The organism is Sphingomonas sp. J315 (genome assembly GCF_024666595.1).
Taxonomy (GTDB): Bacteria; Pseudomonadota; Alphaproteobacteria; order Sphingomonadales; family Sphingomonadaceae; genus Sphingomonas.
Map to the genome: position 1 here is coordinate 360,631 of NZ_CP088296.1, position 14,051 is coordinate 374,681.

The window sequence follows — 14,051 nt, forward strand, 5'->3', positions numbered from 1 at the left end:
ACCGGCCCCTTGCTTGGGTCAGGTGACGTCAGAGCTTGTAGCGGAAGCCGACGCGGAACTGGCGGCCCAACATGTCCGAATAGGTCGTGTTCGACGCATTGCCCGTTTCCGGCACCAGCAACGGCCAGCGGTTGAACAGGTTCGTGACGTTGAAGAAGAACTCCGCCTCGGAGCTGCCCACCTGGACCTTCTGGGTCAGGTTGAGGTCGGCATAGAACAGGCCCGACACGCGGTTGTTGTTATAGGTAGGGAAATTGGTGGTCGAGAGCGGGCAGCCCGAAGTGCACTCGATGCCGCTCGCGGCGTATCTGCCCGAACTGACCCCACGGCCGGTCAAGGTCGCGGAGAAGGTCGGCGTGGTGTAGGCGACGCTGCCGCGGAAGATCCACGTCGGCGTGCTCGCCTGACCGCCATTCGCGCCCACCGTGTTGACCGGAGCCGATCCGGCGATGCCGGTGACCGCCAGATTTTCGATGTAGCGGGTCGCGATACCGCGCAGGGTGATCGCGCTTTCGCCCATCGGGATGCGATAGGCCGCGTCGAAATCGACGCCACGCACCAGGCGGCGCACATAGTTGAACGGCTGAGTCCGGATCAGCAGATAGGGTGCGGTCGGCGTCGACCGCACCGGATCGGTCGTGATCGCGGCGCAGAAATCCTGATTGCCGTCGGCATAGCAGCGGTTGACGACTTCCTGAGCCGAGATCGAGTCGATCGCGCCTTCCAGGTCGATGCGGAAATAATCGACCGAGAATTTGAAGCCCGGCAGGAAGCGCGGCGACAGCACGCCGCCGATGTTCCACGAATTGGCGACTTCAGGGCGCAGATTGATATTGCCCGTCACCAGTCCCGAATAGCTGTAGCGCTGCGGACCGTTGAGTCCGTCCTGCGTATAGACCGGGTTGGCAACCGAATCGCTGTTCGCGGTACCCGCCTGATAGAGTTCGTTGAGGTTCGGTGCCCGGATGTCGCGCGAACGCGTCACGCGGAACAGAATGTCCTCGATCGGCTGCCAGGTCGCGCCCAGCTTCCACGTCGTGACATAGCCCGAGTTCGAATAGTCGGTGCCGCGCACCGCACCGTTGAACTCAAGCCCGAAGCCCAGCGGCACCACGGTCTCGAGATAGGCTTCCTTCACATTGTAGGCACCGGTGAAGGGCAGATAGTTTCCGACCGACCAGGCGTTGCTGGTGGTGCCCGTCGGGCTGATCACCGGCTGGAACTCGGTCGGCACACTGCCGCGGATCTTCTCTTCGCGATATTCACCACCGAATGCGATGCTGACATCGCCAGCCCAGGTCGCGAACGGGGTGAACGACCAGTTCGTGCCCGCGACAAACTGTTCGAGCGTCTGGTCGCGATAGGGATCGCCGAGCACATAGGCGATCGCCGCAGGGTTCGCGACGCCAATGCCGAGCCGGTTGAGCGGCACGCAGTTGGGATCGTCGTTGGTCGTGCTGGCATCGACGTTGATGAGGCACTGGATCGACCCGACCGCATAGCCGCGCGCGTTGCCAGCGGGCGCGAACGCGGCTGCGGTGGCGGCGGCCATGCGCGCATTGTGCATGATGTTGCGCAGCTGCTCACGCACGTCCGAACGGCCATATTGCGCATAGACGTCCCAGCGCGCGGTCTTGCCGAACGCCTCGAACGTCCCTTCGAACCCGCCGACGAAGCGCATCACCTCACGCTCGTTATTGATCGCGCGGAACGGCAGGTCAGCCGCAGTCGTCGCCAGCGTAAAGCTGTTGACGCCGGTCAGGCGCGCCGTGCCCAGTGTCTGGAGCGCAAATGCGTTACAGGTGATGGGCGTCGGCACCACGGTGCAGCCCGTGGTGTTGTAGGTGATGCCGGTCGCCAGGTTCGGACCCGCGTTGAACAAGACCTTCTGGTGATTGTACGAAGCTTCGAAGAACGCCTCGACATTGTCCGTAACCTCATAGGTCAGTCGACCGAACACGCCCCAGCGATCATCCTCGGGCATCAGGCCGATACGGCGACCAGAATCATTGACCTGCCACGATCCGTTCTGGACGACCGACGGTGCAGAGGCACCGCCAAGCGCCGGGAATTGGAAGGTACCATAGTCAAACACGTTCACAGAACCGCCCTGACCAAAATACAGCCCGCGCAGCGCGGTGCTGCTGGTAATCAGGCCGCCCGGCGTCGAGTTCGACGCACCGACATTGCGCAGCGTAGTGATATAGCGCGGCACGGTCGCATTGGCGCTCCACGCCGGGTTTTCGACCCGCACATAACCGGTGTGGTTCCACTTGCGGTCGATCGGATCGATCTCGAAGATGCCGTCCTGATGCGAAATTTCCGCGTTGAACATGACGTGCCCACGGCCGCCGGCGAATGACGTGCCGCCCGTGACGGTACCCTGATAGTTGAACCCGTCGCCATAGGTGGTGACGCCGGTCTCTCCGCTGATGCGCAGCCCATCAAGCTCCTTGTTGAGCACGAAGTTGACCACGCCGCCGACCGCGTCCGAGCCATAGGCCGCCGACGCGCCGCCGGTTGCGATCTCGACACGATCGACCAGTCCCTGCGGGATGTTGTTGACATCGACCCAGCCGAAGATCGTCGAACCGACCGATCGGCGACCGTTCAACAGGATCAGCGTCCGCCCCTCGCCCAGGTTGCGCAGGTTGAGCGCGTTGATGCCCGCCGAGCCGTTGGACAGGTTGAGACGCGAGTTGGCCGGCTTGGTCGATCCGGCAAGCTGCGGCTGCTGGTTGACGAAGTCGGCGATATTGTTGGTTGGCGACGTATTGTCGATATCTTCGCTGGTCAGCACCGTCAGCGGGGTCGGCGACTGAAATCCGTCGCGAACGATGCGCGATCCGGTGATCGTCACCTCACGCTCGCCAGATTCCTCCCCGGTCGCGGGTGCAGGCGCATCCTGCGCGAACGCCGGAACCGCCAGGCTGCACGCGGTCACGAACAATGCGGTCTTGAACTTCATACCCAACCCCCTTTTGACCCGGCGCGCATTTTTTGTGTCGGCTTCGCCAGAAACCGGGAAATTAATCATGCATATTCTATGTGTGCAAATGCAAAATAACGGCGAAGCCTATAACCTGAGTTTATATGATTCGCGTCAAGACTTGACAGGGTTCGCCGCAAGTCCGGCTGGACACTGACGGTTCACCACTCCTGCCCCACCCCCCCGCGACTCGTGGATTCAGGCCGGTTAGCCAAAAATTAACCTTTTGCCTTCATTCCAGCTTAGGTTAATGAATCAGTCGCGTTGTTCGTCACAGGGGGCGTCCAACCGGCACAGGGGAAATCAGCCGATGCGCGTGCTGCTGATCGAAGACGAACCGACGACCGCCAAGGCCATCGAGCTGATGCTCGCGACCGAGGGGTTCAACGTCTACACCACCGATCTGGGCGAGGAAGGCCTCGATCTGGGCAAGCTGTATGATTACGATATCATCCTGCTCGACCTGAACCTTCCCGACATGCACGGCTATGACGTGCTGAAGAAGCTGCGCGTTGCGCGGGTTCAGACCCCGGTCCTGATCCTCTCGGGCATCAACGAAATGGACAGCAAGGTCCGCTCGTTCGGCTTCGGCGCCGACGATTACGTGACCAAGCCCTTCCATCGCGAAGAGCTGATCGCCCGCATCCACGCCGTGGTGCGCCGCAGCAAGGGTCACAGCCAGTCGGTCATCCGCACCGGCAAGCTGGCGGTGAACCTGGACGCCAAGACCGTCGAGGTCGATGGTGCCCGCGTCCACCTGACCGGCAAGGAATATGCGATGCTGGAGCTGCTCTCGCTCCGCAAGGGCACGACGCTCACCAAGGAAATGTTCCTCAACCACCTTTATGGCGGGATGGACGAGCCCGAGCTCAAGATCATCGACGTCTTCATCTGCAAGCTGCGCAAGAAGCTCAGCATGGCGTGCGAGGGCGAGAATTACATCGAGACCGTCTGGGGCCGCGGCTATGTGCTGCGCGAGCCCGAGGAAGCGGCCGGCGCGGTCAGCGCGGTCGCCTGACACCAGTTCGTTGCGTGGGGCAAAGGGGGCCGCGCCATCCGGGGGATGGCGCGGCCCTTTTTCTTGTGCGCGCATGATGGCCCGCCCTTCGGCGAACCATCTGATCTGCAAGAAGTAACTGGCGGAGAGGGTGGGATTCGAACCCACGTTACGGTTCCCCGTAAACCGCATTTCGAGTGCGGCGCGATCGACCACTCTGCCACCTCTCCGCGAGGGGTCCGCAGGGCATGTACATGCCGCTCCGTCCGGTCGAGCGCGGGCCTCTAGACCAAGGCTCGCGGGCTTGCAAGCGCCTTGCGCACGCTTCTTGTATGGACCGCAAAGCGCATTAGATTGAACCCATGACTCGCGCCTCCGACCCGCTCGATCTGGCGATTGCCGGTGTCCCCGTCCCTCCGGTCGCGCATGCGCGCTTCAACCTGGGCGATGTGGTGCGACACCGGCTGTTCGATTTTCGCGGGGTGATTTTCGACATCGATCCGGTCTTTGCCAATACCGACGAATGGTATGACGCGATCCCGGAGGATGTGCGCCCGCGCAAGGACCAGCCTTTCTACCACCTGCTCGCCGAGAATGCGGAGTCGAGCTACGTCGCCTATGTCAGCCAGCAGAACCTGGTCGCGGACGACAGCGACGAGCCGGTCGAGCATCCCGCGATCAGCGGGTTGTTCGACGAGTTGAGCGACGGGCGGTATCAGTTGAAGCGCGAGCATCGGCATTAGGTTTGTTTGAGAACACTGGCGCGTTCTGCGGCACCGGCCCGCTCCCCCACCCGGCCGCCCATCGGCAGGATATTCGGGAACGGGTGGCCGGGTGGGGGAGCGGGCCGGTGCCGAAACTATGGGGCGACAGCCCCGCATAACGGTTGACTTCCTAACCCGAATCCCATAACCGCGCCGTTCCTCCCGCCGGGCTTGTCCTGCGCGGGCACATGCTTTTGAAATTGAGATGAGGCCCATGTTCGCTATCGTGCGCACGGGCGGCAAGCAGTATCGCGTTGCCGCAGGAGACAAGATCGTCGTCGAGAAGCTCGACGGCGAAGCCGGTTCGACGATCACCCTGGGTGACGTGCTGCTCGCTGGCGAAGGTTCGGATCTGAAGTCGACCGACGGCCTGACCGTTTCGGCCGAGATCGTCGCCCAGCAGAAGGGCGAGAAGATCATCGTCTTCAAGAAGCGCCGTCGGCACAACTATCGCCGCAAGAACGGCCATCGCCAGAACCACACCATCCTGAAGATCACCGCGATCGGTGCGCAGGAGACCAAGAAGAAGGCCGCGAAGGCCAAGGCGACCGAGGGCGATGCCCCGGCGGCCGCGGAAGCGTAAGGAGTAATCCGAAATGGCACATAAGAAGGCAGGCGGCTCTTCGCGCAACGGTCGCGACTCGCAGTCCAAGCGTCTCGGCGTGAAGAAGTTCGGTGGCGAAGTCGCCATTGCGGGCAACATTCTCGTGCGTCAGCGCGGGACCAAATATTATCCGGGCGTCAATGTCGGCATCGGCAAGGACCATACCCTCTTTGCGCTTACCGACGGCCGCGTGCGATTCCACGACGGCAAGCTCGGTCGCAAATTCTGCTCGGTAGAAATGATTGCGGCTGCGGCCGAATAAGCTGGGCAACCATCCGGGTTGCCCGCCAGGGTGACCCGGGTCTCCGCATCAGGAGACCGCAAAAGGGAGACGGGTCACCCCGGTCTCCCTTTTTCTTTGCTCCCTCGAAACCCGATCGTCTTTCCCGCGTCATGCTTGGCGGGAATGGCGGGCAAGAGGAGTAAGCGGACATGTTCGCAAGAACGCAAAGACTGATGCTGCGGCCCGGCTGGATCGAGGATGCGCCCGAACTGGCGCGCGCGATCGGCCATCATGAGGTTGTCCGCAACCTCAGCCGCGCTCCGTGGCCCTATGCGGTGAGCGACGCCGAAGAATTTCTGATGATCGAGCGCAAGGCGAGCGACCTGCCGGTGTTCCTGATCTGCGCGCTGGACGAGGCCACCAGCCGCATCGTCGGTTGCATCGGGCTCGACCGGATGGAGCGCGGCACTGTCGAACTCGGCTATTGGATCGCTCCCGACGCCTGGGGTCGCGGCTATGCGACCGAGGCCGGCCGCGCGGTGATCGACATCGCCCGCACGCTGCGCGTGCCCACGCTCACCGCCAGCCACTTCGCCGACAATCCGGCATCGGGCCGTGTCCTGCGCAAGCTCGGCTTCCGCCCGACGGGGCGCACCATCTCCCGCCACTCGCTCGGTCGCGGCGGTGAGGATGTGACGGTGGAGTTCGAGCAGCGCCTGTCGGACTCAGACTGTACCGATCCCTGCGACCGAATGGCGGCGTGAAGCACTAAAAGCCCCTCCCCTTCAGGAGTGGCGGCTTGGACTGCCCCCGGCAGTCCAAGCCCAGTCCGGAAGACTGGGCGACCCGCCACTGGGTTGGGGTGGGGCCGTCGCGTCTCACCGAGACTACGCACGGACGACGGCCCTTGCCTCACCCACACATCCGCCCGAACGAGGTACAAACGTCCGGCATTGGGTGGTTAGCTGCCATCGACAATGGTAGTCTAAGACAATGCGGATCACATCAGTCTTCCGACCGGTTATTGGACTACTTGCGGCACTCGCTGTGGCGGCTTGTGGCAGTGCGCCGTCGAAGACGACTATGACCGTTGCGGAACTGATACCCCAGATAGATCGACTAAACGGTCAAACGGTCAGCGTTGTTGGCTATCTATCGAGGTGTGAAGTGAACAGTTGCCGTCTATACCGCAACAAGGCGGAGGCCGACGACGTAGACCGCTCCATGGACGCGATGCGAGCGGCGCTGGCGGCCGGGGCTACTGACGTATCAGGTTTCGGGTTTCCGAATTATCCTGCCCTTGGGCTTGGCCAAGGGGCGCGGTTCGCATTCTTCGAGATGCAGGCTACTTTTTACGCAAACAGCTATGTCGTGATTACCGGCAGGGTGACGAACGAATGTCGTGCCGAAGGAAAACCTGTCTGTTTTGATAGGAGTAACGACGTCGAACCCAGCGCCATCCGGGCGGCAATCACCCCCCTTAAGTAGCGTCGTGATCGACCGAATGACCGCAATGGGATCGTAAGCCGCCCAACCCCTCCCCTGAAGGGGAGGGCCTGAGAGCGAACCTTGCCTCAAATGATCGGACGGAGCCAGTTACGCAACACGGCTCCGCCCGAAACCCTGAACCTCAATCGACGGCGGCAGCCTCGCGCCGAACCGGTTTCGGCGCGATTTCCCAGCCCCCGCCGAGCGCCTTGAACAGCGCAACCTGCGCCTCGGCCAATGCCGCATTCGACTGGGCGAGCGCGGCGCGCGCGCCTGCCCGTTCGCGTTCGGCGTCGATCCGCTGGAGCAGGCTGTCGCGCCCCGCCTCGAACCGCAGGATCGCGATCCGCGCGGCGTTGGTCGCCGAGGCATCGGCGCGGCGGAGTGCGACGTTGCGCTCGATCTCGCCCGAATAGCGCGCCAGCGCCTGTTCGACCTCGCGCAATGCGGTCAGCACCGTGCCGTCAAACGCGGCGAGCGAACCCTCCGCCCCCGCCTCAGCCTGACGCACGCGCGCACGCGCGGCGGTCAGGTTCGGGAAGTTCCAGCTGAGCAGCGGCCCGAGCGAGAAGTTGAACGACGAACTCTTGCCCAGATCCTCGATATTCTGCGCGCCCAGCGACACCGAACCGCCCAGCGTGATCGACGGATAGAGCGCGGCGGTCGCCACCCCCACCCGCGCGGTATCCGCCGCCAGCTGACGCTCGGCCTGACGCACATCGGGGCGGCGGGCGAGCAAGGCCTGGCCGTCACCGACCGGGATCAGCGCCGATACGCCCGGCGGCGTGGCGCAGGCATCGGCCTGCCCGTCCAGCTCCGCCGGCGGCTTGCCGGTCAGCGTCGCCAGCGCATAGAGCGCCGCGCGCCGCTCCGCCTCGAACGCCGGCACCTGTGCGCGGGCATTCTCGGCCAGCACGCGCGCCTGATCCACGTCGCGGATCGTCCCGCGCCCGGCGTCGAACAGCCGCTGGGTCAGGTCGAGCGTGCGAGTCTGCAGCTGCACCGTCTCGCGCGCCACCGCCGCCTGCGCGGCAAAGCCGCACGCCGCAGCATAGGTCCGCGCCGTCTCCGCCGCGATCGCCACGCGCGCACCGTCGAGCGCCGCCTGCGCCGCATCGACATCCGCCCGCGCCGCCTCGATCGAACGGCTCACCCGGCCGAACAGGTCGATCTCATAGGACGCGTCCAGACCGACCTGGAAGAAGTCGCCCTCGACCCCGTCCACGCCCGGCGGCAACGCGCCCTGGGCACTCTCTGCCCCGGTGCGTGACCGGGTATAGCCCGCACCGACATTGGTCGACGGCAGCCGCTGCCCGCGCGATTCCGACAGGATCGCGCGCGCCCGCTTCAGGTTCGCCGACGCCTGACGGATATCGGTGTTGTAGGTCAGCGCCTCCACCACCAGCCGGTCGAGCACCGGATCCTTGAACAGCCGCCACCATTCGCCCTCGACCGCGCTTGGCGACACCTTGGTCATGCCGGGATCGACAAAGGCCGCCGCCGCCGTGGGTGGCGTTTCGGGCCGCTGATAGGTCGGGCCGACCGCGCAGCCCGCCAGCAACGCCGCGCTCGCGCTTATGATGAAAAGGCGCTTCATGCTGCGGGCTCCGTCACGGGATCATGGGGTTTGGAGCGGAAGCGTGCCGATTGCGCGCTCGCCCAGATGCCGAACTTGCGGCTGATGACGTAAAAGGCCGGGGTGAAGATCAGGCCAAAGATCGTCACGCCGATCATGCCAAAGAACACCGCGACACCCAGCGCCTGGCGCAGCTCCGCCGCCGCCCCGCTCGCGATCACGAGCGGCAGCACGCCGAGGATGAAGGCGATCGAGGTCATCACGATCGGACGCATGCGCTGATGCGCCGCGTGCTTCGCCGCCTCGAACATGTCCATGCCCTGATCCTCGTTCTGACGGGCGAATTCGACGATCAGGATCGCATTCTTCGCCGCCAGGCCGATCAGCACGACCAGCCCGATTTGCGTGAGGATATTATTGTCCATCCCCATCAAATTGACGCCCAGGATCGCGGCGAGCAGACACATCGGCACGATCAGGATCACCGCCAGCGGCAGCACCAGGCTCTCATAGAGCGCGGCGAGCAACAGGAAGACGAAAACCACCGCCAGGCCAAAGGCGATCGTGCCGGTATTGCCGGCGGACTTCTGTTCCAGCGCCAGCTCGGTCCATTCGAAGCTCATCCCCTGTGGCAGGGTCTGCGCCGCAAGTGCCTCCATCGCATCCAGCGTCTGGCCGGTCGAATAGCCGGGCTTGGAATCGCCCTGCAGTTCCGCTGCCGGATAGAGGTTGTGGCGCACCACGCGATACGGGCCGCTGTCGTTGCGCAGCGTCATCACCGAACTCATCGGCACCATCTCGCCCGACGCCGACCGGGTCTTGAGACCCTGAATGTCGGTGGCATCGTCGCGATAGGGTGCATCGGCCTGCGCCGTCACGCGGAAGGTGCGGCCCAGATAGTTGAAATCGTTGACATAGGACGATCCCAGATAGGCCCCCAGCGTCGAGAAGACGTTGGACACCGGCACGCCCATCCGCTCCGCCCGCTCACGATCGACATCTGCGGTCAGCCGCGGCGTGCCGGTGTTGAACAAAGTGAAGGCATTCGTGACGCTTTCCTGCTGGTTCGCGCCCATCATCATGCCGAAGGCGGACTGCGCGAGCGCGTTGTAACCCAGCCCCTCGCGGTCCTGGATCATCATCTTGAACCCGCCGCCGGTGCCGATCCCCGGAACCGGGGGCGGAGCGATGACGAGGATGTCGCCGCCCTTGATCGGGGCCAGCGCGCCATACAGCGCGCCCTGGATTTGATCTGCGGTTGCCTCACGCTCGGCATGGGGGGCCAGGCCGAAGAAAAGCACGCCGGTGTTCGGCGCGGTCGAAAAGCTCGCGCCATCGAGACCGGCAAAGCCGACGACATATTTGACGCCCGGCAGCTTGCGCGCCTCGGTGATCGCCTGCTGCACCACCGCATCGGTGCGCTGGAGCGATGCGCCGGGCGGCAGCATCACCGCGCCGATCAGATAGCCCTGATCCTGCGGCGGAATGAAGCCCGACGGGGTCGAGGTGAAGCGCCAGCCAGCGACGAGGATCAGCGCCATGTAGACGACACCGACGACCATCAGCATCCGCACAAGTCGCGCAGTCAGCTTGCCGTAATTCTCCGACAGCCGGTTGAACCCACGGTTGAACGCCGCCCCTGCCCGCGCGGGATAGCCGCGCCAGCCGGGTGCGGGGATGGTGTCATGCCCCTTGTGCTTCAGCACCAGCGCACAGAGCGCGGGCGACAGCGTCAGCGAGACGAAGGCCGAGATGACCGTCGCCGAGGCGATGGTGATCGCGAACTGCTGGTAGAAAGCGCCGGAGATTCCCGGGATGAACATGGTCGGGATGAACACCCCGGTCAGCACCAGGCTGATCGCGATGATCGCGCCCGACACCTCGTCCATCGTCTTGTGCGCGGCTTCCTTGGGGGACAGCCCCTCCTCTTCCATCAATCGCTCGACATTCTCGACCACCACGATCGCGTCGTCGACGACGATGCCGATCGCGAGGACCAGTCCGAACAGCGACAGCGTGTTGAGCGAATAGCCGAACGCCAGCAGCACCGCGAACGCGCCGACCAGTGAGATCGGGATCGCCACGATCGGGATGATCGCCGCGCGCCAGCTCTGCAGGAACACGATGACGACGAGCACCACGAGCACCAGTGCCTCGATCAGCGTGTGCTCGACCGCGGTGATCGACTCGGCAATATATTCGGTCGGGTTGTAATCGATCGAATAGGTCATCCCCGGGGAAAGTCCTTCGCCAGCGACGCCAGCTCGGCCTTCACCGCATCGGCGGTCGCAAGCGCGTTCGAGCCGGGCAGCTGGAAGATGCCGACGCCGACCGCGCGCTTGTCGTTGAGATAGCCGTTGAAGTTGTAATCCTGTGCGCCAAGCTCGATCCGCGCGACATCGCGCAGATGCGTCAGGCGACCCATCGTGTCGCGCTTGACCACGATCGCGCCGAACTCGTCCGGCGTGGTCAGTCGGCCCTTGGTCTGGACGCCCAGTTCGAACGCCGGGCTGGCGTTGCCATAGGGTGGCGCGCCGACAGTGCCGGCGGCGACCTGGACGTTCTGTCCACGGATCGCATTGACCACCTCGTCCACGGTCATGTCGCGGGCGGCGGCAAGGCCGGGGTCGATCCACACGCGCATGTTGTAGTCGCGCCCGCCAAACGCCTGCGCCTGCCCCACTCCCGGAATACGCGCGATGCGATCCTGGACCTGCAGCGTGACGTAGTTCGAGATATACTGGATATCGAGGCTGTTGTCGGGCGAGGTGAAGAACGCGACCATCAGGAAGTCGGGCGAGCTCTTGTTCACCGTCACGCCGATGCGGCGCACATCCTCGGGCAGGCGCGGCTCGGCGGTCGCGACCTTGTTCTGGACCAGCACCTGCGCCTTATCGACATCCGTGCCCTGCTTGAACGCCACGGTGATCTGGGTCTGGCCGTTTCCGATCGACGACGACGTCATGTAGAGCATGTTATCGACGCCGTTGATCGCCTGTTCGATCGGCGCGGCGACCGTTTCCGCGACGGTTTCGGCGCTCGCCCCCGGATAGGCGGCGGTGACGACCACCGTCGGTGGCGCGATATTGGGATATTGCGCGATCGGGAGCGAGGGATAGGCGATGGCGCCGACGATCACGATCAGGATCGACAGCACCGCCGCAAAGATCGGCCGCTCGATGAAGAAATGCGGGAATTTCATGGCTTGCGCCCCTTACTGGACGGTCGCCTGGCCCGAAGCCGGCGGATCGATGGGGCGCGTCGGCGCAGCTTGTTTGCTCGCGTCGGGGGTGATCTTGCCTACCTTGGGCGTAACCGGAGCACCGGGCTGAAGCCGACCGACGCCGGTCAGGATCACGCGATCCGTGGGCGCAAGCCCGTCGCGCACGATGCGCAGCCCCTCGGCCTTCGCCCCGACCTCGACGACGCGCGGGGTCGCCTTGTTGTCCTTGCTCAGCACATAGACCAGGCGACGGGTCTGATCGGTCACGATCGCCTCGTCCGGGACCAGCATCGCACGATAGCTGCCCGAACCCAGCAGGCGCGCGCGACCGAACATGCCCGGTGTGAGGAAGCCGGTGGGGTTGGGCACCACGGCATGCGCGCGGATCGTCCCCGAATTGGGATCGACCGCATTGTCGAGGAACGCCATGCGGCCGTTCCAGCGGTACTCGTTTTCGTCGGCGAGCTGGATCTGCACCGGGTTGGCGGTGTTGCGCGATGACCCGCGCTCACCGCGCTGATCCTGACGCAGATTCTTGAGGTAGAAGGCCTCGGCGCCCTCAAATTCGAACCAGATCGGGTTGAGCGAGACGACACGGGTCAGCACCGTCTGCCCCTCGGCCACGAAATCGCCGATGCTCACCTTGCGATCCGAAATGCGCCCGCTGAACGGCGCGCGGACGGTGGTGAAGCCCAGATTGAGCATCGCCTGCGACGCCGACGCGCGGCCAGCGGCCAGATCGGCAGCGGCACTGCGCTCCGCCGCAACATTCGCCTCCAGCTCCTCGGCGCTCACCGCCTGCGCCTGTGCGAGCGCGCGGCTGCGCGCCGTGACCTGACGGGCATTGTTGAGCGCGGCCTGGGCGCGGGCGATCTGCGCCTGCGCCTGCATCAGCTGGGCGCGATAGGGGCGCGGGTCGATCGTGAAGAGCGCCTGGCCCTTGCGAACATCCTGACCGTCGCGGAAATGCACTGCGGTGATGACACCGTTGACCCGCGCGCGCAGCTCGACATCCTCGGGTGCCACAAAGCGCCCGGTGTAATCGTCCCAGTCGACCACTTCACGCTGGAGCGGGGTTGCGACCATCACTTCGGGCGGTGGCGGCGCGGCGGGCGGCTGGCCGCCACCACAAGCACTCAAAGCCGCCAGCGCCACAAAGCCTGCCAGGACACGCATAATCGTATTTCCCCTTATTGCGGTGCAGCAATTGGGGAGGCGGAAAAGCGGTTTCAACCCCGCAACGGATAATTTCTGATATTTTCCGTTCAGTAATTAAATACGCGGCTATGCGGCCACGGTTCCGTTGGGCAGAATCGCGGCCTCATAGTCGCTTTCCACCTTCTGAATCAGCGCGCGATCGTCATGATTCCACGGATGGAAGCCGGGCAGGAAGTAGCTGATCCAGGCCGGGATCATCCGCGTGACGATGCCCGGGGAGACCAGCAGATATTTCGCCACCATCGCCTTGGCGCGCCAGCCGGTGACGCCGTCCTGCGCCATCAGGTCCAGCGTTCCCTCGATCCGGTGCTTCCAGAAGGTCCCGGTGATGAGCAGCATCGTCAGCGATTTGATCTTCCAGCGCTTCCACCGGCTCATGCCCTTGGTCGCGTGGAGATAGGTGTCGTATGCGACACCCTTGTGCTCGATCTCCTCCAGTGCATGCCAGCGCCACAGATCGCCATTCTCCTGATCGGCACCGTCGAGATGCTTCGGGTTCCTGATCAGCTCCGAGGCGAGGATCGCGGTGTAATGCTCCAGCGCCATCGTCGCGGCGAGCTGGACGATCTTGGGCCGCGCCCGCGCGATCTCCAGCACCTGGTCGATCCGCGATTCCAGCCGGCTGATGTCATAACCATGGTCCAGCACGCGCTTGTTGAACGCAACATGCTCACGGCTGTGCACAACTTCCTGCACGGTGAACGCCTTGATCTCACGCGCCAGCTTCTCGTCCACTCCCTCGCGGAACGCCTTCACGCTCTCGATGAAATAGGCTTCGCCCTTCGGAAACGTGACCGACAGCGCGTTGTAAAAGGCGGTCGCGGTGACATCGCCGCCCAGCCACCAGCGGTCCTGCCGCTGCCCGCGCCCGAAACGGCGGTCGCGCGGCGTGATGGTCAGGTCAGCGGGAGTCTTTGCGTTCGACATGGTTTTGCTCCAAGGCATCTGCGATGACAGCTACCTCTTACT

10 protein-coding genes, 1 tRNA gene and 1 pseudogene are annotated in these 14,051 nt (G+C 64.2%); 6 read left to right on the forward strand and 6 right to left on the reverse strand.

From position 1 onward, the window contains the following. Positions 1 to 28: 28 nt before the first annotated feature. A complete protein-coding gene (locus tag LRS08_RS01995) occupies positions 29 to 2,968 on the reverse strand; it encodes a TonB-dependent receptor plug domain-containing protein (RefSeq protein WP_260481269.1) in 2,940 nt (979 codons plus the stop codon). 331 nt (positions 2,969 to 3,299) lie between these two features. Between LRS08_RS01995 and ctrA the strand changes: the two genes are divergently transcribed. Further along, positions 3,300 to 4,007 (forward strand): response regulator transcription factor CtrA, encoded by a 708-nt coding sequence (gene ctrA / locus LRS08_RS02000; protein ID WP_066656563.1) that lies wholly within the window; start codon positions 3,300 to 3,302, stop codon positions 4,005 to 4,007. Positions 4,008 to 4,126: 119 nt separating this feature from the next. Here ctrA and LRS08_RS02005 read toward each other — a convergent pair. Continuing rightward, positions 4,127 to 4,216 (reverse strand) — tRNA-Ser (locus tag LRS08_RS02005). Positions 4,217 to 4,348: 132 nt separating this feature from the next. Between LRS08_RS02005 and hspQ the strand changes: the two genes are divergently transcribed. The 5 genes from hspQ to LRS08_RS02030 all read left to right on the forward strand — a co-directional run bounded on the left by hspQ (position 4,349) and on the right by LRS08_RS02030 (position 7,065). Continuing rightward, a complete protein-coding gene (gene hspQ, locus LRS08_RS02010) occupies positions 4,349 to 4,729 on the forward strand; it encodes a heat shock protein HspQ (RefSeq protein WP_257845125.1) in 381 nt (126 codons plus the stop codon). Between the two features lie 235 nt (positions 4,730 to 4,964). Further along, positions 4,965 to 5,333: a 50S ribosomal protein L21 gene (gene rplU / locus LRS08_RS02015; protein WP_257845124.1), complete on the forward strand. Its 369-nt coding sequence runs from the start codon at positions 4,965 to 4,967 to the stop codon at positions 5,331 to 5,333. A gap of 13 nt (positions 5,334 to 5,346) precedes the next feature. Beyond that, entirely contained in the window at positions 5,347 to 5,616 is a 270-nt protein-coding gene (gene rpmA / locus LRS08_RS02020) for a 50S ribosomal protein L27 (RefSeq protein WP_257845123.1), read from the forward strand. A 170-nt stretch (positions 5,617 to 5,786) separates the two neighbouring features. Beyond that, positions 5,787 to 6,341 carry a GNAT family N-acetyltransferase gene (locus LRS08_RS02025; protein WP_257845122.1) on the forward strand — a complete coding sequence of 185 codons (555 nt, stop codon included), beginning with the start codon at positions 5,787 to 5,789 and terminating at the stop codon, positions 6,339 to 6,341. Positions 6,342 to 6,660: 319 nt separating this feature from the next. Next, on the forward strand, positions 6,661 to 7,065 hold the full coding sequence (locus LRS08_RS02030) for a hypothetical protein (RefSeq protein ID WP_257845121.1): 405 nt from the start codon (positions 6,661 to 6,663) through the stop codon (positions 7,063 to 7,065). 142 nt (positions 7,066 to 7,207) lie between these two features. Here LRS08_RS02030 and LRS08_RS02035 read toward each other — a convergent pair whose 3' ends face one another. From LRS08_RS02035 to LRS08_RS02050, 4 genes and pseudogenes are all read right to left on the reverse strand, one after another. After that, positions 7,208 to 8,662: an efflux transporter outer membrane subunit gene (locus LRS08_RS02035; RefSeq protein WP_260481270.1), complete on the reverse strand. Its 1,455-nt coding sequence runs from the start codon at positions 8,660 to 8,662 to the stop codon at positions 7,208 to 7,210. Continuing rightward, positions 8,659 to 11,843 (reverse strand): annotated as a pseudogene (locus LRS08_RS02040) (efflux RND transporter permease subunit). Before LRS08_RS02040 ends, LRS08_RS02035 begins: the two are co-directional and overlap by 4 nt. A 12-nt stretch (positions 11,844 to 11,855) precedes the next feature. Next, positions 11,856 to 13,040, reverse strand: a complete 1,185-nt coding sequence (locus LRS08_RS02045) for an efflux RND transporter periplasmic adaptor subunit (RefSeq protein ID WP_257845120.1) — start codon at positions 13,038 to 13,040, stop codon at positions 11,856 to 11,858. A 108-nt stretch (positions 13,041 to 13,148) separates the two neighbouring features. Beyond that, positions 13,149 to 14,009, reverse strand: coding sequence for a metal-dependent hydrolase (locus LRS08_RS02050; RefSeq protein ID WP_257845119.1), 861 nt, complete (start codon positions 14,007 to 14,009; stop codon positions 13,149 to 13,151). Positions 14,010 to 14,051 lie beyond the last annotated feature (42 nt).

What these genes read in the sequence shown, in the direction of transcription:
- LRS08_RS02025 (WP_257845122.1), top strand. Translation starts at nt 5,787, where the DNA reads ATGTTCGCAAGAACGCAAAGACTGATGCTGCGGCCCGGCTGGATCGAG.
- rplU (WP_257845124.1), top strand. Translation starts at nt 4,965, where the DNA reads ATGTTCGCTATCGTGCGCACGGGCGGCAAGCAGTATCGCGTTGCCGCA.
- ctrA (WP_066656563.1), top strand. Translation starts at nt 3,300, where the DNA reads ATGCGCGTGCTGCTGATCGAAGACGAACCGACGACCGCCAAGGCCATC.
- LRS08_RS02030 (WP_257845121.1), top strand. Translation starts at nt 6,661, where the DNA reads ATGACCGTTGCGGAACTGATACCCCAGATAGATCGACTAAACGGTCAA.
- LRS08_RS01995 (WP_260481269.1), bottom strand. Translation starts at nt 2,968, where the DNA reads ATGAAGTTCAAGACCGCATTGTTCGTGACCGCGTGCAGCCTGGCGGTT.
- hspQ (WP_257845125.1), top strand. Translation starts at nt 4,349, where the DNA reads ATGACTCGCGCCTCCGACCCGCTCGATCTGGCGATTGCCGGTGTCCCC.
- LRS08_RS02050 (WP_257845119.1), bottom strand. Translation starts at nt 14,009, where the DNA reads ATGTCGAACGCAAAGACTCCCGCTGACCTGACCATCACGCCGCGCGAC.
- rpmA (WP_257845123.1), top strand. Translation starts at nt 5,347, where the DNA reads ATGGCACATAAGAAGGCAGGCGGCTCTTCGCGCAACGGTCGCGACTCG.
- LRS08_RS02035 (WP_260481270.1), bottom strand. Translation starts at nt 8,662, where the DNA reads ATGAAGCGCCTTTTCATCATAAGCGCGAGCGCGGCGTTGCTGGCGGGC.
- LRS08_RS02045 (WP_257845120.1), bottom strand. Translation starts at nt 13,040, where the DNA reads ATGCGTGTCCTGGCAGGCTTTGTGGCGCTGGCGGCTTTGAGTGCTTGT.